Genomic DNA, 17,538 nt, shown 5'->3' on the forward strand with positions numbered 1-17,538 from the left:
CGAACAAGCCATAGCCATTTCAGTTCATGAGCCGGCTGCGTCAAGAGTCATATTGAGCGCCAGCACATTTACGACCGGCTCTCCCATAAATCCGAGTTCCGGTCCTTCGACATGGCGCTCGACGATGGCGCGCAGGGACGCCTCATCCATGCCCCTCGCCTTGGCGACACGGGGAACCTGGAAATAAGCGGCTTCCGGCGAAACATGCGGATCAAGACCGCTGCCCGAGGCCGTCACCAGATCGGCCGGCACCTCAGCTGTCGGATTTTCGGTTTTCGCCGCCTCGTAATCCTGCTTCACCCGGTCGATGAGCTTTGCGCTCGTCGGACCGAGGTTGGAGCCGGAAGACGAAGCCGCATTATAGCCGTCGCCGGCGGCCGACGGCCTGCCGTGGAAATATTTCTCGCCGGTGAAAGCCTGCCCGATCAATTGCGATCCGACGACAGTGCCATTCTTCTCGATCAGGCTGCCATTGGCCTGAACGGGAAAGATCGCCTGCGCGAGACCTGTCATGCCCAGCGGATAGGCAAGGCCGGTGATGGCGGTGGTGGCGAGGATCAGCACCAGTGCGGGACGAAACTGTTTAAACATTGTCTTTACTCCTCAGGCAAGACCGAGCGCCGTGATGGCGAGGTCGATGGCCTTGATGCCGATGAAGGGAACGATGACGCCGCCGAAGCCATAGATGACCAGATTGCGTAACAGCAGCGCGTCCGCGCCGATCGGCCGGTATTTGACGCCTTTCAGCGAGAGCGGGATCAACGCGATAATGATGAGCGCGTTGAAGATGATGGCCGACAGGATGGCGCTCTGCGGTGTCGAAAGCCCCATCACGTTCAGAACACCGAGCTGCGGATAAAGCGCCAGGAACATTGCCGGGATGATGGCGAAGTATTTTGCGATATCGTTGGCGATGGAGAACGTCGTCAGCGCGCCGCGCGTCATCAGCAATTGCTTGCCGATTTCCACGATCTCGATGAGCTTGGTCGGATCGCTGTCGAGATCGACCATATTGCCCGCCTCACGGGCCGCGACCGTGCCGGTATTCATGGCGACGCCGACATCGGCCTGCGCCAGCGCAGGTGCGTCGTTGGTGCCATCGCCGCACATGGCCACAAGCTTACCCTTCGCCTGTTCCTCGCGGATAAGCTCCAGCTTGTTTTCCGGTGTCGCCTGGGCGAGGAAATCATCGACGCCGGCTTCCGCTGCGATGGCGGCGGCCGTCATCGGGTTGTCGCCAGTGATCATGACAGTGCGGATGCCCATGCGGCGAAGCTCTGCGAAACGCTCGCGAATGCCGCCCTTGACGATATCCTTCAGCTGCACGACGCCGAGCAGCTTTCCATCCCGCACGACGGCGAGCGGCGTGCCGCCTGTCTTGGCGATCTCTTCCGCAATTGTCCGGATGCCGCGTGCGGCGTCCGTTTCGGTTTTGACGGCAACCGCCGCATTACCCTGTTGCGAAGCGCCGCCGTTGACGTAGGCTAGAACGGCGTCGACTGCGCCCTTGCGGATGGAGGAGCCTTCAAAATCGACACCGCTCATGCGGGTCTGGGCGGTGAAGGGTACGAAATTCGCATGCAGTTTCTGCATGTCACGGGCGCGGATGCCGTATTTTTCCTTGGCGAGAACCACGATGGAACGGCCTTCCGGCGTTTCGTCGGCAAGGGAGGCAAGCTGCGCCGCATCGGCCAGTTCCTGCTCGGAAACGCCGGCAACGGGGCGGAATTCGGTTGCCTGCCGGTTACCAAGGGTGATGGTGCCGGTCTTGTCGAGCAACAACGTATCCACATCGCCGGCCGCCTCGACGGCGCGGCCGGACATGGCGAGCACGTTGAAACGCACCAGCCTGTCCATACCGGCAATGCCGATGGCGGAGAGAAGAGCACCGATAGTGGTGGGGATAAGCGTCACGAACAGCGCCACCAGCACGATGATGGGGATGGAACCGCCGGCATAGGATGCAAAGCTCGGAATGGTCGCAGTGGCCAGCACGAAAATCAGCGTCATGCCCGCGAGCAGAATGTTGAGCGCGATCTCGTTCGGCGTCTTCTGGCGTTCAGCACCCTCAACCAGCGAGATCATCCGGTCAAGGAAGGTGGAACCCGCAGCGGCCGTGATGCGAACCCTGATCCAGTCCGACAGCACCTGCGTACCGCCGGTGACGGCAGAGCGATCACCGCCGGATTCACGGATGACGGGAGCGGATTCGCCGGTGATTGCCGCCTCGTTGACGGAGGCGACACCTTCGATGACCTCTCCGTCGGAGGGAATGATATCGCCGGCCTCGACGAGAACGACATCGTTCACCTTCAGGCCGGCGCCCGCCACCATCTTATACTGGCTGCGATCATCGCCGGTGAGCAGTTTCGCCTGGGTTTCGGTGCGGGTCCGGCGCAGTGAATCCGCCTGCGCCTTGCCGCGCCCTTCGGCGACGGCTTCCGCGAAATTGGCGAACAATACGGTGAACCAGAGCCAGAGATTGATCTGGAAGGAAAAGCCGAGATTGTCGCCACCCATGATGAAATCGCGGATGAACAGCACTGTTGTCAGCACCGACACCGTCGCGACCACAAACATGACCGGGTTGCGGGCCAATGTGCGCGGATTGAGCTTTTTGAATGCGGCGGCGACAGCCGGAACGAGAATGCGAGAATCAAGGATGCTCGCTTGTTTGGACTGGCTCATGAAGAGGCTCCAGCGTTTGAAACGGGGCGACCAATAAAGATCGATCAGCCCGTGATAACTTCGAGAGCGACGACGGCGGCGACAAGAGCCGCCATCATCGCGAGAATGACATTGGAAGCGCACCAGCCGCCGGGCGTGGCGCTCCCCCTGCCGGGAGCGCCTTTGCGGATGGAAACGATGCGGTTACTTCGGGATTTGTCGTCGTTCATGGCATCACCTCAGAAGACCTGGCCTACCGCCATCGCCAGATGTTCGGCAACCGGGCCGAGCGCCAGTGCAGGCAGGAAGGTAAGGCCGCCGACAATCAGGATCGTGCCGACCAGCAGGCCGACAAAAAGCGGGCCATCCGTCGGGAAGGTGCCAGCCGAAGCCGGAACGGTCTTCTTGGCGACCAGCGAACCGGCAATGGCGAGTGCCGGAATGATAACCAGAAAACGGCCCATCAACATGCCGAAACCAAGCGTGATGTTGTACCAGGTCGTATTGCCGGTAAGCCCGCCGAAGGCGGAGCCGTTATTGGCGGCCGCCGAGGTATAGGCATAGAGGATTTCGGAGAAGCCGTGCGGCCCCGCCGTTCCTATCGATGCCACGGCCGAAGGCAGAACAGTAGCCGTCGCCGTGAAGAAAAGCATGGCGAGCGGCAGGCAGAGAATGGCCAGAACCGCCATCTTCATTTCCTTGGCCTCGATCTTCTTGCCGAGATATTCCGGCGTCCGCCCGACCATCAGCCCTGCCACGAAGATGGCGATGACGATGAAGAGCAGAATGCCGTAAAAACCCGCGCCGACACCGCCGACGATCACTTCGCCCAGTTGCATATTGATAAGCGGGACAAGACCACCCAGCGCCGTGAAGCTGCCATGCATGGCATTGACCGCACCGCACGAGGCCGCGGTGGTGATGACCGCGAAGAGCGACGAGAGCGCCACGCCGAAACGGGCCTCCTTGCCCTCCATATTGCCGCCGGCAAGACCGAAACCGTGCATCAGCGGATTTCCGGCCGCTTCCGCCCAATAGGTAACGGCGACGCCGGCGATGAACAGCACGCCCATGGCGGCGAGGATCGCCCAGCCCTGACGCTGGTTGCCGACCATACGGCCAAAGACATTGGTGAAGGCTGCCCCGATGGCGAAGATCGACACCATCTGGATCATGTTGGAAATGGCGTTGGGGTTTTCGAACGGGTGCGCGGAATTGGCACTGAAGAAGCCGCCGCCATTGGTGCCCAACATCTTGATCGCCAGCTGCGACGCTACGGGCCCGACGGCAATGGTCTGCTGCGCGCCTTCCAGCGTCTGCGCATTCACATAGGCGCCGAGCGTCTGCGGCACGCCGAGCCAGACGTAAACGAGGGTCAGCGCAATGCAGAAGGGTAAAAGCACGTAGAGGGTCGCGCGGACCATATCCACCCAGAAATTGCCGATCGCCTTGCCGGAAGCGCGGGCAAAAGCGCGGATCAGGCCGATGGCTATGGCCATGCCTGTTGCGGCGGAGACGAAGTTCTGCACGGTGAGACCGGCCATCTGGGTTAGATAGGACAGGGTGCTTTCGCCGCCATAATTCTGCCAGTTGGTGTTGGTGACGAAGCTGACCGCCGTGTTGAAGGACAACTCTGGTCCCACTGCCGTCATTCCCTGCGGATTATAGGGCAGCACGGCCTGAAAGCGCATCAGGGCATAAAGCAGGGTGAACCCGAGAAGATTGAAGAGAAGCATGGAAAAGGCATAGGTCGTCCAGTGCTGCTCCTCACGTTCGCTGGTCCCGGCAAGCGCATAAAGGCCGCGCTCGACGGGTGCGAGAACCGACGACAACAGGGTGCGCTCGCCATTAAAGACACGCGTCATATAAAAGCCGAGCGGCTTCACCAGCGCAAAAATGATCCCGCAGAAAAGCAGGACCTGAAACCATCCATTGAGGGTCATGGTACTTTAACTTTCAATAGCCGTCGCTTCGATCAGAAACGTTCGGGGCGAATGAGAGCATAGGTGAGATAGGCGGCGATAAAGACCGTGACGGCGCCGCTTAAGATATAGTCAAATGTCATCGCAGCCTCCGTCTAAAGCCGGTCGCAGGCGCGCGTATAGGCAAAGCAGAGGGCGAAAAACACCGTGGCTGCACCGATCAGAACAACATCCATCATCGATGGGACTCCTTTTTAATCGAGGAGCCGGACAGGAAGAAAAGCGCCGTCATGTGGGACGTCGCTTTTCAATCTTTCTGGCTGAGAAGGGAACACCATCCCTTCCCGCACAGAAGAATGCACCCGAACCGCATAAAGGTTCGAGACGGCCACAGATGGAATAAAATAGGAATCCTATAGGAATTTCGATGCCCGCCGGTCGCGGGCATCGCTACCGCTACTTAGAGTTTTGACGCATCTCCGGACGGAAAACCGGGGTCCACTTTCCTGGAAATGCTCTAAGCGAGCCGGCTGTCACCGAAAGCGGAAACGATGGTTTCCGCCGGGCTTTTACTGGCAAGCAGCGCGGCCAACAAAATGCGGGCCTGTCCGGGACGAAGCGTGGATGAATGCACGGCGCCCGCTGCGACAAGGTCATGCCCGCCGCCACCGCCGCCGTAACTTGCCACGAGCCGCCCTTCTGGAACGCGGCTGGAAACGATGACGGGAACGCCGCGTTCTGCGCAGCGCTTCACGGCTTCGGCGATACGCGGATTGGCGTTGCCGGAACCAAGTGCGGCAAGAACGATGCCTTTCGCGCCCGCCTGCAGGCTTGCATCGATATGGGTGGCATCACAGCCGGGATGAATGGCGACGATATCGACGCGCTGATCGGTTACCGGGGCGGAAAGCCGCAGCGTTGCAACAGCAGTCAGCGGCCGGGCCGAGCGGAAGGCGTCGGCCTCGTCCGCGCTCAGCTTGTAAAGCCCCCAGGCCGGCAGACAGCGGCCGCCGAAGGAGAGAAGTACGCCTTTTGCGGCATTCGCCTGATCGAGCGCTGTTTCTATGGCGCGGACCAGATTGGCCGGCCCGTCGGCGTCCTTATGGTCTGCCGTAAACTGCGCGCCGGTGAAGACCACCGGCTTTGTGATGGCCTGTTGCAAATGCACGAGCAGCGAGGATTCTTCCATGGCGTCGGTGCCATGCAGAACCACGACGCCGGCAACGGCGGGATCATCAAGCTCCACACCCACCGCAACGCTGATGCGCTGCATGTCCGCCAGCGTCAGGCTGGAGGAATCCTTCGCCATCAGATCGACCGGCTTCAGCCGGGCGTTGATCTGCGGAACCAATGCCAGCAGATCCTCACCCGAAAGGCTGGGCAGGCTTGCGCCATCGGCGCCACGCCGGCTGGCGATGGTGCCGCCAGTGGCGATGACCGCCACCAGAGGCTCTGCGCCCTGCCCGCTCACTGTGATGCTCCCGCACGCTCGTCCGTAAGGCGGTAGATGCGGTCACGCAGCAGATACCAGCCGATGACGAGCGCTGGAATGATGACAATCAGCGAGGCGATTGTCCAGGAGCCGACAGGATAGTCAAACGCCATCAGCACAAGGACACCGAAAAGGAAGATGAGTGTGAGGATGCCGGTATAGGGCGCGCCGAACATGCGGAAATCCGGGCGCGCAAGCTCGCCACGCTGCGAAAGCTGCCAGAGCTTCAGCTGGCAGAGCACGATAACGGCCCAGGCGCATATGATGCCAAGCGCTGACAGGTTAAGTGCGATTTCGAACGCGGCGGAGGGGACAACGGCATTGAGCGCGACGCCGAATACGGTAACGACGGCGGTAACCGCGATGCCCCCATAGGGCACGCCATTCTTGTTCATCTTCGCCAGAGCTGCCGGGGCCGAGCCGGAAACCGCCATGGAGTGAAGAATGCGGCCGGTGGAATAGAGCCCGGCATTGAGCGAGGACAGAACGGCGGTCAGAACGACGAGGTTCATGATCACGTCAGCGCCCTCAACGCCGATGGAGCCGAAGAAGGTCACGAACGGGCTCTCGCCGGCCTTGTAGGCCGTGTAGGGCAGGAGCAGCGTGAACAACAGCACCGAGCCCACGTAAAACACGACGAGCCGCAGGACGACGGCGCGGATGGCGCGCGGCATGACCTTGCGCGGGTCTTCGGTTTCGCCTGCTGCCGTACCAATCAACTCGATTGAGGCATAGGCAAAAACCACGCCTTGAATGATGACGAAGGCTGGAAGAATACCGTTGGGGAAAAAGCCGCCATTGTCAGTGATGAGGCTGAAGCCGGTGACGTGGCCCTCGATGGGCGTACCGAAAATGACGAAATAAACGCCGACGACGAGGAAGATCGCAAGCGCCAGCACCTTGATCAGGCTGAACCAGAACTCCAGTTCGCCGAACACCTTCACCGACAGCATGTTCATCGCCAGCACGACCACCAGCGCCGTCATCGCGAAGACCCACTGGTCGATACCCGCAAGCCACGGAACATATTGCTTGAAGAAATTCATATAAAGCGCAACGGCGGTTACATCGGCCACAGAGGTCATGGCCCAGTTGAGCCAATACATCCAGCCGGCTGCAAAGGCCATCTTCTCGCCGTAGAACTCGCGTGCATAGGACACAAAGGAGCCGGAGCTCGGGCGATGCATGATAAGCTCGCCGAGCGCACGCAGCACCAGAAATGCGAAGAAACCGCAGAGTGCATAAACGAAGACCAGCGCCGGGCCTGCCTGCGCGAGACGCCCACCGGCACCCAGAAACAGGCCGGTGCCGATAGCGCCGCCGATGGCGATCATCTGGATCTGACGCGGCTTGAGGGCCTTGTGGTAACCGAGGTCTTCTTCGACGAAGACCTCACGGTCGGCAGACGCCGTTTTCCCAGAATGCATGGATATTTATCCTCCCGATAAAAGTGCTTGCAGTCGGCGATAAGCCGGAAATGAAAATGAAACTGGCACAGTCCGCGCTGGAATAGGGCCAGCATTCATGCTCATGCGCGCTGTAAAGCTGCATGACAGATTTTGGCCGTCATAATGGCAGATAATACCGTTCGTCAAGCGTATTCGATATGATTGACCTTCTCCTCCACCCCCATTAAGGTCAAAAAATCTGTAAGACAGCTTTACAGATATAGCAACGCTTAAAAAGCCAGTGGAGGAAAAAGTGAGCGTGACGCGCAAGGAGCATGATTTGCTCGGGACGAAGGAAATTCCGGCGGATGTCTATTGGGGCGTGCACACGGCGCGCGCTGTGGAAAACTTCAAGATCACCGGGGTGACCATAGGCCACAACCCTTATCTCGTCCGGGGACTGGCCTATGTGAAAGAGGCGGCCGCACGCGCAAATCACGAGCTCGGCCTCATCGACACCGAACGCATGGAAGCCATCGCAGAGGCCTGCCGCGAAATCCGCGCCGGGGCGCTGCATGAGCAGTTCGTGGTGGATGAAATCCAGGGCGGAGCCGGTACCTCCACCAACATGAACGCCAATGAGGTCATCGCCAACCGCGCGCTTGAACTGCTCGGTCACGAAAAAGGCGATTATGCCCGCCTTCACCCGAACGACCATGTCAATCTCAGCCAATCGACCAACGACGCTTATCCGACCGCGATCAATGTCGGCCTGATCGAGGCGATCGATGATCTGGCGGCTTCCATGGGCGTTCTGAAGGACGCTTTCGACCGCAAGGCGCAGGAATTTGCCGGCTTCATCAAGATCGGTCGCACGCAATTGCAGGACGCCGTGCCGATGACGCTCGGCCAGGAGTTCCGTACCTTCGTGGTGATGCTGGGAGAAGATCAGGCGCGTCTCATCGAATCCGCAGCACTCCTGCACGAAATCAATCTCGGCGCCACCGCCATTGGCACCGGGCTGAATGCACCGCGCGGTTATGCAGCGCTTGCCTGCCAGCATCTGGCGGAACTGACGGGAAGGCCGCTCGTGACGGCTGCCGACCTGATCGAAGCCACGCAGGACCCTGGCGCTTTCGTGCATCTCTCCGGCGTGCTGAAACGCGTCGCCGTCAAACTATCGAAGACCTGCAACGATCTTCGCCTGCTCTCCTCCGGTCCGCGCGCCGGGATTGGCGAAATCACCCTGCCCTCCGTTCAGGCGGGTTCCAGCATCATGCCGGGCAAGATCAATCCGGTCATTCCCGAAGTGGTCAACCAGGTGGCCTATGCAGTGATCGGCAATGACATCACCATCACCATGGCGGCCGAAGCCGGGCAGTTGCAGCTGAACGCTTTCGAGCCGATCATCGTGCGTGCGCTTTCACAGAGCATCAGCCAACTCAGCGCCGCCTGCCGCACCTTGGCGGAACGTTGCGTCGACGGCATCGTCGCCAATCCGGCCATCATGGCGCAGCGCGTGGAAGAATCGATCGGCCTCGCCACCGCACTCAACCCGCTGATCGGTTATTACGCGGCAACGGAAGTCGCCAAGGAGGCGCTTGCCAGCGGCCGCACCGTGCCGCAGGTGGTTCTGGAACGCGGTTATCTTACCGATGCGCAATTGCAGCAAGCGCTGAGCCCACGGCACCTTGCCAACTTGCCCGCCGTCACGGTTGGCGAAGCCGATCTTCGCCAATGATCGTCGTCACCACCTGTTTCACCTGCCCAAGGTGAAGCTCCATCGCCTCCCGCGCCTCGGGCGCTGAACCCCGCCGGATCGCCTCGACGATCCGGCGGTGCTCGAAATTCGAGGCGACGCGGCGACCGGCCATCAGGTTGACCATCTCTGACTGTTGGGACAGCGCCTCACGGGCGTCGGCCACCACCTTGGCGAACAGCCTGTTGGCCGAAGCTTCCGCGATGGCGCAATGAAATTGCCCATCCAGCAGCACCCAGGGATGCGGCCTTTCTTCGGCTTCCATCCGGCCGCAAAGATCAAGCAAGACCGCCAGTTGCGTGTCCGTCCGCCTCAACGCTGCCCAACCGGCCGCGGGAACCTCGATGAAAGGGCGAGCCTCGATCAGATCGCGGGCGGAATAGGCGCCGTAATTCAATTCGGAAGGCGGCGTCGGCGTCATCACATAGGTGCCGCTTCCGGTGCGGGTCTGCGTCAGCCCCAGAGTCTGGAGAGACCGCAAAGCCTCGCGAACAATCGGTCGGCTGACGCCATATCGGGCGGCCAGATGGGCTTCGGAAGGCAGCCGGGTGCCGACCGCAAGCTGCCCCGAAGTGATGGCGGAACGGATATCATCGAACACCGCTTCTGCGGCATTCTTGCGATTGATCGGCTGCGCATCCGCAAGCCAATCCGACAACCCGCCCATCTTCAAACCCTCCGCACTCTCAATATGTTCGCAATATCAACGCAAAACCAGAATCGTCCAAACGCAAAAAGGACGGCCGCCGCTCTCGCGGCTAAGCCGACCTTCCTAACATCATCCTGCCCGCCGGAACAACGACGGCGGAGATTTTTGTTGGAGAGAGGACGCGGTATAGCCGCACCCTCTCTCCACGTCAGATGTTACGCCTTGACTTCCGCTCCCTCCGGCTTGTCGTCCTCACGCGGAATACGGAACCATGCGACATAGAGCGCGGGGAGGAAAAGCAGCGTCAGCGCCGTACCCACCACAATGCCGCCCATCATCGCATAGGCCATCGGCCCCCAGAAAATTTCCCGGGAGATGGGGATGAGGGCAAGCGTGGCCGCCGCCGCCGTCAGCATGATTGGCCGCATGCGGTGCTCGGTTGCCTCGATGACGGCGCGCCACGCCGAAACCCCTTCGCTTCTCAGATGCTCGATCTGCACGACAAGGATAACCGAGTTGCGGATCAGGATGCCGATCAGCGCCAGCACACCGAGAATGGCGACGAAGCCCATCGGCGCATTGGAGAAGAGCAGCGCCACCACGACACCGATCAGGGCAGTCGGCGCGACGGCGAATACAAGGAACAGCCGGCTGAAGCTTCGCAGCTGGATCATCAGGATCGTCGCCATAGCAAACAGCATCATGGGCACGACAGCGACAATCGGCGCCTGCGAATCCGCGCTGGATTCCACCGAGCCACCCGTCTCCAGCGTGTAGCCGACGGGAAGCGTTTTCTGGAACGCCTCGATCTTCGGCTTCAGCTGTTCCACAATCGTGGCCGGCTGCGTTGGGCCGATAATGGCGGCCTTGACCGTGACAGTCGGGATCCGGTCGCGACGCCAGATGGTCGGCTGTTCCAGCTCATAGCGGAAATTGGCGATCGCCGAAAGCGGGACGGCCTTGCCGTTGGTCGCCGGCAATTGCAGGTTCTGCAATGTCTCGATGGAGCCGCGTTCGGACATCTGCGCCCGCGCCACCACGTTGACGAGGTAGATATCGTCTCTCACCTGCGTGACTGTGGAGCCTTCGACAATGCTGTTCATGGCATTGGCGATGTCTTCCGAGGAGACGCCGAGCTGGCGAGCCTTGTCCTGCAGAACATCGACCTTGACCACGCGCGTCGGCTCGTTCCAGTCCATGACCATGTTGGACAGCAGCCGGTTTTCGCCGACGACGCCCGACAATTGCTGTCCAAGCTCGCGGACTTTCTGGATATCGGGGCCACTCAGGCGATATTGAACCGGTTTCCCGACGGGAGGACCGATATCAAGCAGTTTCACGAAGGCGTCGGTGCCGATAAATGTCTTGTTCAGATAGTCCTGCAACTCGATGCGCACCTTGTCGCGCACATCCAGCCCCTTGGTGACGATGACCGTCTGACCGAAGGTGACGTCAGGCGTCTGCACGTCGAAAGACAGGATGAAACGCGGCGCGCCTTCACCAACATAGCTTGTCCAGTGATCGACATCCGGATTCTTGGCCAGCATATCCTGTTCGAACTTGGCCATCTGCCGGTTGGTTTCGGCAATGGAGCTGTTCTGCGGCAGGTTCCAGTCGACGATCAGCTCCACGCGGTCGGAAGACGGGAAGAACTGTTGCTGCACCAGGCTCATGCCGCCAATGGACAGGGCAAACAACGCAACCGTAGCGACGATCGTCACCCAGCGCCAGCGCAGCGCCCGGCCGAGAAGCCAGGAAAATGCGGAGGCAAAACGGCCTTTTTTCTCATGGTGCGATTTCATCGTCTTCGGCAGGATCGCCACGCCAAGCAGCGGCGTGAAGAGAACCGCGACGATCCATGACACGATCAGCGAAACGGCGATCACCACAAAAAGCGTGAAGGTGAATTCACCAGCCGCGCTGTTGTTGAGACCGACCGGAATGAAGCCGGCAACAGTGACCAGCGTACCGGTCAGCATCGGGAAAGCGGTCGAGGTATAAACATAGGTCGCCGCTTTCCTGAGATCGTCTCCGACCTCGAGCCGCGCGACCATCATCTCAACGGCAATCATCGCATCATCGACGAGAAGGCCGAGCGCGATGATGAGGGCGCCCAGAGAGATACGCTGCAAGGAAATGCCGGTATATTCCATGTAGACGAAGGTGATCGCCAGCACGAGCGGAATGGAAACGGCAACCACCATGCCGGCCCTGAGGCCAAGGCTGATGAAGCTGATGACGAGAACGATGGCAATCGCCTCCAAGAGGGCCGAGGTGAAACCGGAGACCGCCTCATCGACCACCGCAGGCTGATCGGACACGCGATGCACGTCGACACCAACCGGCAGATCCGCCACCACCCGCTTCATCTGCGCATCCAGCGCCTCGCCGAAATGCAGCAGGTTCGCGCCGGTTTTCATGCCGATCGCAAGGCCGATGGCCGGCTGGCCGTTAAAGCGGAACAGCGAGGATGGCGGGTCGACATAACCGCGCCGGATCGTCGCCACTTCCGTCAGCGGGAAGAACCGGTTGTTGACCCGCAGATTGATGGACCGCAGGCTGTCCTCGGAGGTGAACTGGCCGCTGACACGCAGCGCCACGCGCTCTGGCCCGGCATTGACGAAACCGGATTGCGTGACGGCGTTCTGTGATTGCAGCGTCTTGATGATCGACTGCTGGTCGATGCCGAGCGCCGCGATCTTCCGCGTGGAGAACTCCAGATAGATCGCCTCGTCCTGCGCGCCGATGACATCGACCTTGCCGATATTGTCGACAGTCAGCACCTTCGCACGGGCATCCTCCACCAGATCGCGCAATTGTCGCTGGCTGAGACCATCGCTGGTGAAAGCGTAGATATTGCCATAGACATCGCCGAAACGGTCGTTGAAGAAGGGACCGACAACGCCCGAGGGGAAATCGCCCTTGATATCGCCGATCATGTTGCGCACCCGCAACCATGTCGGTTCGACGTTGCGTGCCTTGGTTTCCGGCACCAGCTCCACGAAGATCGTCGTGCGGCCGGCCACCGTCTGGCTGCGCAAATGATCGAGATTGTCGAGTTCCTCGAGCTTCTTCTCGATCCTGTCGGTCACCTGCCGCGCCACTTCTTCGGCGGAGGCGCCTGGCCATTGCGCGCTGATCACCATCGTCTTGATGGTGAAGTTCGGATCTTCCTCGCGACCAAGGTTGATATAGGAGAAAACGCCGGCAAGAACGAAAACCAGCATGAAGTACCAGACGAGCGAACGGTGCTCGAGCGCCCAGTCGGAAAGATTGAATTTCTTCACTGACGGACCTCCTGATCGATCCTGATGGCCTGTCCATCCTTGAGCTTGTGAACGCCGGCGCTGGCGACGCGCTCGCCGGGCTTGACGCCGCCGGTGATGCGCACGTTGCCGCCTTCGACCGGCTCACCCTCTATCGTGACCGGGCGGAGCGTTACCGTTGCCGTATCGGCATTGACGATCCAGACACCCCACCCCTTGTCGGTTTTCAGCAGGGCCGAGGAAGGAAGCATGATCTGCGGTTCGGATGCGGCAAGCACCGAGGCCGTGACGACGGAGCCCAGCCGGAATGCCGGTGGCGCATCCTGAAGGCTGATCTTCGTGCGGCGCGTGCGCGTCGCCGTTTCGGCTTCCGGAGCGATCTCGCGCACCACGCCGGTGGTTCGAATTTTCGGATCGAGCTGCAGGGCGATCTCGAAGGCGGAGCCGATCTCCAGGCGCTGCGCCGCAAATTGCGGAACGTCGACCACCACATCGCGCACTTCCGGGCGAGCGATGGTCACGACTGTCTGGCCGGCCGAGACAACCTGACCGATTTCGCCCGAAGTCCCCGTCACCACGCCGTCAAATTCCGCATGCAGCTGCGCATAGCCCAGCTGCTCCTCGGCTTTGTCCAGATTGGCGCGGGCCTTGGCGACGGCGGCGTTGGCGGTGCGTGTTGCCTGTTGGGCTTCTTCCAGCGCGGCCTCCGTGCCGCTGCGGGCCTCCGCCAGCACGCGCTGGCGCTGCTCGGTCGTTATTGCATTGGCGAGCTGCGCTTCCGCATTGGAAAGGTCGGACTGCGCGCTCTTCACCGCAAGCTCCAGCGCCAGCGGATCGATCGACGCGACTACATCACCTTTCTTTACAAGATCGGCGACATCGACATTGCGCGCGATGATGCGCCCGAGAACGCGAAAGCCGAGATCGGTCTGAATGCGCGATTCCACCGTGCCGGTCAGTCGCAGGGCTTCGGCCGACTTCTCTTCCACCACAACGGAAAGCACCGGACGCGGCGCCTCGGCGTTGGCTTCCTGCTTCTCCTCGCAGGAGGAAACCGCGATCGCCGCAACCGCCAAAAACAAGCTTCTGTATATATTGGACATTATTGTGCCTGCCCCTTTTCATAGGCGACCTTTTCACCGGCGTGGAGAAATTTGGTACCAACGGTGACGACAAGTTCGCCGGGATTGAGCCCTTGTGCGACGACGAATTGACCTGTCTCGTAGTCGGCGACCTCGACACGCCGCATGGCGATTTCCGAAGATTGCGGATCGACCACCCAGACGGCAGGCAGGCCGTCCTGCGACGTCATCGCCGACCACGGAAGCTCAATCGCATCGATCTGTTCGAAACGGAAATGGCCGGAAACGGGCGCGCCGAGCGGCATCGTCATGTCGCCGTTCAGACCCACCTTGACCCTGATCGTTCCATTGTCGGGGTCGATCGTCGGAGAAATCTCCCGCACCGGCGCCGCAATTCTGCGGGCGGGATCCGACAGGAGGCTGACATTGACAAGATTATCGATATCGCGCTCGAGGAACAGGGATTCATAAACGTCGAAGACCGCATCGCGCGGCCCGTCATGCGCCAGCGTGAAAACGAGCTGGGCGGCCTGCGCCACCTGGCCGACCTCCACATTACGCGCCGTGATGACGCCATCCGCATCCGCCCTGAGTTCGGTATAGGACAGGGCATCGCGCGCCGTATCGAGCTGCGCCTGCGCCGATCTCACCGCACCCTGCGTCGTGAGCAGGGTTTCCTGGGCCTTGTCGACCGCCGAACGCGAGGTCACCTGCGTCTTGAAAAGGCTTTGCTGACGGTCAAACGTCAGTTGCGCCTGCGTCTGCTGCGCTTCCGCAGATTGCAGGTTAGCCAAGGCGACATCAAGATCGGCCTTTTGCTCTTCGGGATCCATGCGGGCAAGCAATTGCCCGGTCTTGACCCGTGCGCCCACATCCACCAGCCGCTCGGTGATCTTGCCGCTGACCCGGAAGGACAGATCCGTTTGGACCCGCGCCTTCACTTCGCCCGTGATGACGCTACCGCGATCGACAGGCTTTTTCTCAACCGCGACCACATCGACGGTGCGAAGCGGCTTTTCGGCGGGCGGCTCGTCATTGCTGCAGGACGACAGGGCGAAAATACCGCCGAACGCCGCCGCGATAAGAATGGTTCTCATGGTGACCTCTTGATCTTCGCCTCACCCTATAATATTTGACTAACTGAATAGTCAATGAAATTCTTATACCGCTGATCGGGGAGCTGTCCGGAGTATCGGCACGGGTTCCCGAATGATCATTCCCTCGTCGTCCGGCACATGCCTGCGGGCGCATTGGCAATGTTCCGGCATAGTGAAGCATGCGCGCGCCTTCACAAAAATCGTTCCGGTTTTTGCGCCGGTGCTATAGGCAAACCCATCTCCCACTTCCGCCAATCGCGACGGACAGAAGGGCACGCGTCGAAAATAGAAGGATCCGGGGCCATGCCGAAAGCAAAACTGACACGTGCTGAACAGAAGATACAACGTCCGTTGCAAATTCTCGATGCAGCATTCGAGGAATTCACCAAAAGGGGATTTACCGCGACCCGGGTGGAGGACATCGCGGAACGGGTGGGAGTGACGAAAGGCACGGTCTACGTCTATTTCGAAACCAAGGAGGCGCTTTTCGAGGCCATGGTAAAACGTGCCTCCATGCCGTTCCGGGAAACGTTCAGCGCCTATACGCACAAGTCAGACGATCCCGTCGAACAGCTTCGCCTGCTGCTCGAATTCCTGTTCGACTCACTCGTCGACAACAGAAAAATGCGGGAACTGTTTCGTCTAATCGTCGCGGAAGGCGCAAAATTCCCGGATCTCATCGACCAGCACTATGACACGATGATGGCGCCGGTCTTTGCGCGCATCGATACGATCCTGGAGGAGGGCGTGGCGAAAAAAAGGTTCAGGGCCAATCCCCCCGAACTTGCCAAGGTCGTAATGTCGCCCATGGTTGGAACTTTGGTGTTTCGGCTGATTTTCAACGACCGGCGCATTCTGGACAGGCAGGCCGTTCTGAAGATTCATCTCGAACTGATTATGCGCGGACTGCTGGCATAGGCATCACTGCACGCGGCCGCGGACCGCTATTCCTGACTTTCAAGCCGATATCGGGAACCGGGGTAGAGCAGCCGTACGGATGTGACGGCGCGGCTCGATGACCAGGTTCTGCGGCGCACGAGAAGGCAAGGCTCGTTTCGGCTTATGGCCATCAATTTGCATTCCCAGGGCTGGGGCGACGCGGCCTCGATGAATTGCTCTGTTCGCGAAATTGGTGCCGCCGCTGTCAAATAGGCATTCGGGGTGAGCGAATTGAAATCCTGCATCAGATAATCTGGAGCGATCTCCGCATTGACGAAGCGATCTTCAAGCTGGATCGGCACATCGTCTTCGTGGTGGACGATGATGGAGTGAAAAACCTTCGCTCCCACGGCGATCTCCAGCGCCGTTGCGAGATCGGGACCGCAAACTTCCGTCTGGGCAAGGATCAGGCTCGGTCGATGCGTCGAACCGCGCTCCTTGATCTCGTCGGCAATGTTGCGCACGCCCATCATGCCAGCGCTTCGCTTTTTCGGGGCGACAAAAGACCCGCGCCCCTGCACACGAACGATCACCCCCTCGGCAGCCAACTCCCGCAGCGCTCGGTTCGCCGTCATCCGACTGACACCCAGCATGTCCACGATCTCGTTTTCGGAGGGTATCCTGTGGTTCGTCAACCACTCTCCGCCGGCGATCTTTTCCTTGATCTGTTCTTTCACCCGCTCATACAGCGGAAGGGAGGAGCGATCACCCGAGACAGGAAACTCGTTTTCGATGACGGACAGCATTGAAACTCCTAAAAATCGGGCGACTGCACAAAACGCAGCCAGAATCCGCGCAAGCACAAAATTATCACATCCCGTCTTGCTTGTCTTTCGAAAATGTGTGAAGTTACATATACAACTTGAGGGGAAAATAATGGCGAGCGAGGACTCGATCTCTGGCAGCAGCAGGTCTCCCGCCGATGGTCGGGGCGATATTCAAATGCCCGCCCAGCGCAAGGGAAGCGGCTGCCATGCCGCAGTCAAAGCTGTATTTGATGGCGCGCCCAGGCAATATGCGCTGAAAGCTCACCCTTTTCAGAACCGACCAGCCGCAGGCGCGCCCGACCCAACGTCGCCGATACGCGCGTCCCATGTGAATTTTTCAAAGTTGTATAGTGAACTTCCAGCATGCCACTTCAAGTCGAACATCGAATTCAATGTTGATTCGACGAGCGCCCGACCGCCGATTTCGACGGAACATGAAATGCACCAATGACCGCCGGGCTCAGGGGCGGACATCTGCCCAGGGCACGCCCGGCTGAAACCACAAAACGC

Annotated in this window: 15 protein-coding genes; 3 read left to right on the forward strand and 12 right to left on the reverse strand. The window is 60.1% G+C overall.

Features of this window, described 5'->3' with window-relative positions:
- Positions 1-24 precede the first annotated feature (24 nt).
- The 7 genes from kdpC to AGR1_RS19370 all read right to left on the reverse strand — a co-directional run bounded on the left by kdpC (position 25) and on the right by AGR1_RS19370 (position 7,508).
- Positions 25-591: a potassium-transporting ATPase subunit KdpC gene (kdpC, locus tag AGR1_RS19345; RefSeq protein WP_149147889.1), complete on the reverse strand. Its 567-nt coding sequence runs from the start codon at positions 589-591 to the stop codon at positions 25-27.
- Between the two features lie 12 nt (positions 592-603).
- On the reverse strand, positions 604-2,688 hold the full coding sequence (gene kdpB, locus AGR1_RS19350; RefSeq protein ID WP_149147890.1) for a potassium-transporting ATPase subunit KdpB: 2,085 nt from the start codon (positions 2,686-2,688) through the stop codon (positions 604-606).
- Positions 2,689-2,732: 44 nt separating this feature from the next.
- Positions 2,733-2,897 (reverse strand): hypothetical protein, encoded by a 165-nt coding sequence (locus tag AGR1_RS29650; protein ID WP_162927580.1) that lies wholly within the window; start codon positions 2,895-2,897, stop codon positions 2,733-2,735.
- 9 nt (positions 2,898-2,906) lie between these two features.
- Positions 2,907-4,610: a potassium-transporting ATPase subunit KdpA gene (kdpA, locus tag AGR1_RS19355; protein WP_149147891.1), complete on the reverse strand. Its 1,704-nt coding sequence runs from the start codon at positions 4,608-4,610 to the stop codon at positions 2,907-2,909.
- Between the two features lie 32 nt (positions 4,611-4,642).
- The gene (kdpF, locus tag AGR1_RS19360) at positions 4,643-4,732 is read right to left on the reverse strand and encodes a K(+)-transporting ATPase subunit F (RefSeq protein ID WP_003506089.1); all 90 of its coding nucleotides are present in this window, start codon (positions 4,730-4,732) and stop codon (positions 4,643-4,645) included.
- A gap of 374 nt (positions 4,733-5,106) precedes the next feature.
- Positions 5,107-6,060, reverse strand: a complete 954-nt coding sequence (locus tag AGR1_RS19365; RefSeq protein WP_149147892.1) for an asparaginase — start codon at positions 6,058-6,060, stop codon at positions 5,107-5,109.
- Positions 6,057-7,508 (reverse strand): amino acid permease, encoded by a 1,452-nt coding sequence (locus AGR1_RS19370; RefSeq protein ID WP_149147893.1) that lies wholly within the window; start codon positions 7,506-7,508, stop codon positions 6,057-6,059. The genes AGR1_RS19365 and AGR1_RS19370 overlap by 4 nt, the downstream gene beginning before the upstream one ends.
- 274 nt (positions 7,509-7,782) lie before the next feature.
- Here AGR1_RS19370 and AGR1_RS19375 point away from each other — a divergent pair, with 274 nt between their 5' ends.
- A complete protein-coding gene (locus AGR1_RS19375; RefSeq protein WP_246669674.1) occupies positions 7,783-9,210 on the forward strand; it encodes an aspartate ammonia-lyase in 1,428 nt (475 codons plus the stop codon).
- On the opposite strand, the gene AGR1_RS19380 is transcribed toward AGR1_RS19375, so the two are convergent.
- From AGR1_RS19380 to AGR1_RS19395, 4 genes are all read right to left on the reverse strand, one after another.
- Positions 9,179-9,895: a FadR/GntR family transcriptional regulator gene (locus tag AGR1_RS19380; RefSeq protein ID WP_080794883.1), complete on the reverse strand. Its 717-nt coding sequence runs from the start codon at positions 9,893-9,895 to the stop codon at positions 9,179-9,181. The two genes, AGR1_RS19375 and AGR1_RS19380, sit on opposite strands and share 32 nt — an antisense overlap.
- Positions 9,896-10,092: 197 nt before the next feature.
- Positions 10,093-13,164 (reverse strand): efflux RND transporter permease subunit, encoded by a 3,072-nt coding sequence (locus AGR1_RS19385; RefSeq protein ID WP_149147895.1) that lies wholly within the window; start codon positions 13,162-13,164, stop codon positions 10,093-10,095.
- Positions 13,161-14,246 (reverse strand): efflux RND transporter periplasmic adaptor subunit, encoded by a 1,086-nt coding sequence (locus AGR1_RS19390; protein ID WP_149147896.1) that lies wholly within the window; start codon positions 14,244-14,246, stop codon positions 13,161-13,163. Before AGR1_RS19390 ends, AGR1_RS19385 begins: the two co-directional genes overlap by 4 nt.
- Positions 14,246-15,322, reverse strand: coding sequence for an efflux RND transporter periplasmic adaptor subunit (locus tag AGR1_RS19395; protein ID WP_080794875.1), 1,077 nt, complete (start codon positions 15,320-15,322; stop codon positions 14,246-14,248). Before AGR1_RS19395 ends, AGR1_RS19390 begins: the two co-directional genes overlap by 1 nt.
- A 303-nt stretch (positions 15,323-15,625) precedes the next feature.
- On the opposite strand from AGR1_RS19395, the gene AGR1_RS19400 reads away from it, so the two are divergent.
- The gene (locus tag AGR1_RS19400; protein WP_077983527.1) at positions 15,626-16,240 is read left to right on the forward strand and encodes a TetR/AcrR family transcriptional regulator; all 615 of its coding nucleotides are present in this window, start codon (positions 15,626-15,628) and stop codon (positions 16,238-16,240) included.
- 26 nt (positions 16,241-16,266) lie between these two features.
- Here the strand turns inward: AGR1_RS19400 and hutC are convergent, their stop codons facing one another.
- Positions 16,267-17,007: a histidine utilization repressor gene (hutC, locus tag AGR1_RS19405; protein ID WP_080794870.1), complete on the reverse strand. Its 741-nt coding sequence runs from the start codon at positions 17,005-17,007 to the stop codon at positions 16,267-16,269.
- Here hutC and AGR1_RS19410 point away from each other — a divergent pair.
- Positions 16,994-17,479, forward strand: coding sequence for a hypothetical protein (locus AGR1_RS19410; protein ID WP_246669675.1), 486 nt, complete (start codon positions 16,994-16,996; stop codon positions 17,477-17,479). The two genes, hutC and AGR1_RS19410, sit on opposite strands and share 14 nt — an antisense overlap.
- Positions 17,480-17,538 lie beyond the last annotated feature (59 nt).

The sequence above is a fragment of the Agrobacterium sp. B1(2019) genome (assembly GCF_008274755.1).
GTDB classification, from domain to species: Bacteria; Pseudomonadota; Alphaproteobacteria; order Rhizobiales; family Rhizobiaceae; genus Agrobacterium; species Agrobacterium salinitolerans.

Bases quoted from the DNA above. Each gene is read 5' to 3' on its own strand.
- kdpC (WP_149147889.1), bottom strand. From the start codon at position 591: ATGTTTAAACAGTTTCGTCCCGCACTGGTGCTGATCCTCGCCACCACC.
- kdpB (WP_149147890.1), bottom strand. From the start codon at position 2,688: ATGAGCCAGTCCAAACAAGCGAGCATCCTTGATTCTCGCATTCTCGTT.
- AGR1_RS29650 (WP_162927580.1), bottom strand. From the start codon at position 2,897: ATGAACGACGACAAATCCCGAAGTAACCGCATCGTTTCCATCCGCAAA.
- kdpA (WP_149147891.1), bottom strand. From the start codon at position 4,610: ATGACCCTCAATGGATGGTTTCAGGTCCTGCTTTTCTGCGGGATCATT.
- kdpF (WP_003506089.1), bottom strand. From the start codon at position 4,732: ATGACATTTGACTATATCTTAAGCGGCGCCGTCACGGTCTTTATCGCC.
- AGR1_RS19370 (WP_149147893.1), bottom strand. From the start codon at position 7,508: ATGCATTCTGGGAAAACGGCGTCTGCCGACCGTGAGGTCTTCGTCGAA.
- AGR1_RS19380 (WP_080794883.1), bottom strand. From the start codon at position 9,895: ATGGGCGGGTTGTCGGATTGGCTTGCGGATGCGCAGCCGATCAATCGC.
- AGR1_RS19390 (WP_149147896.1), bottom strand. From the start codon at position 14,246: ATGTCCAATATATACAGAAGCTTGTTTTTGGCGGTTGCGGCGATCGCG.
- AGR1_RS19395 (WP_080794875.1), bottom strand. From the start codon at position 15,322: ATGAGAACCATTCTTATCGCGGCGGCGTTCGGCGGTATTTTCGCCCTG.
- AGR1_RS19400 (WP_077983527.1), top strand. From the start codon at position 15,626: ATGCCGAAAGCAAAACTGACACGTGCTGAACAGAAGATACAACGTCCG.
- AGR1_RS19410 (WP_246669675.1), top strand. From the start codon at position 16,994: ATGACGGACAGCATTGAAACTCCTAAAAATCGGGCGACTGCACAAAAC.
- hutC (WP_080794870.1), bottom strand. From the start codon at position 17,007: ATGCTGTCCGTCATCGAAAACGAGTTTCCTGTCTCGGGTGATCGCTCC.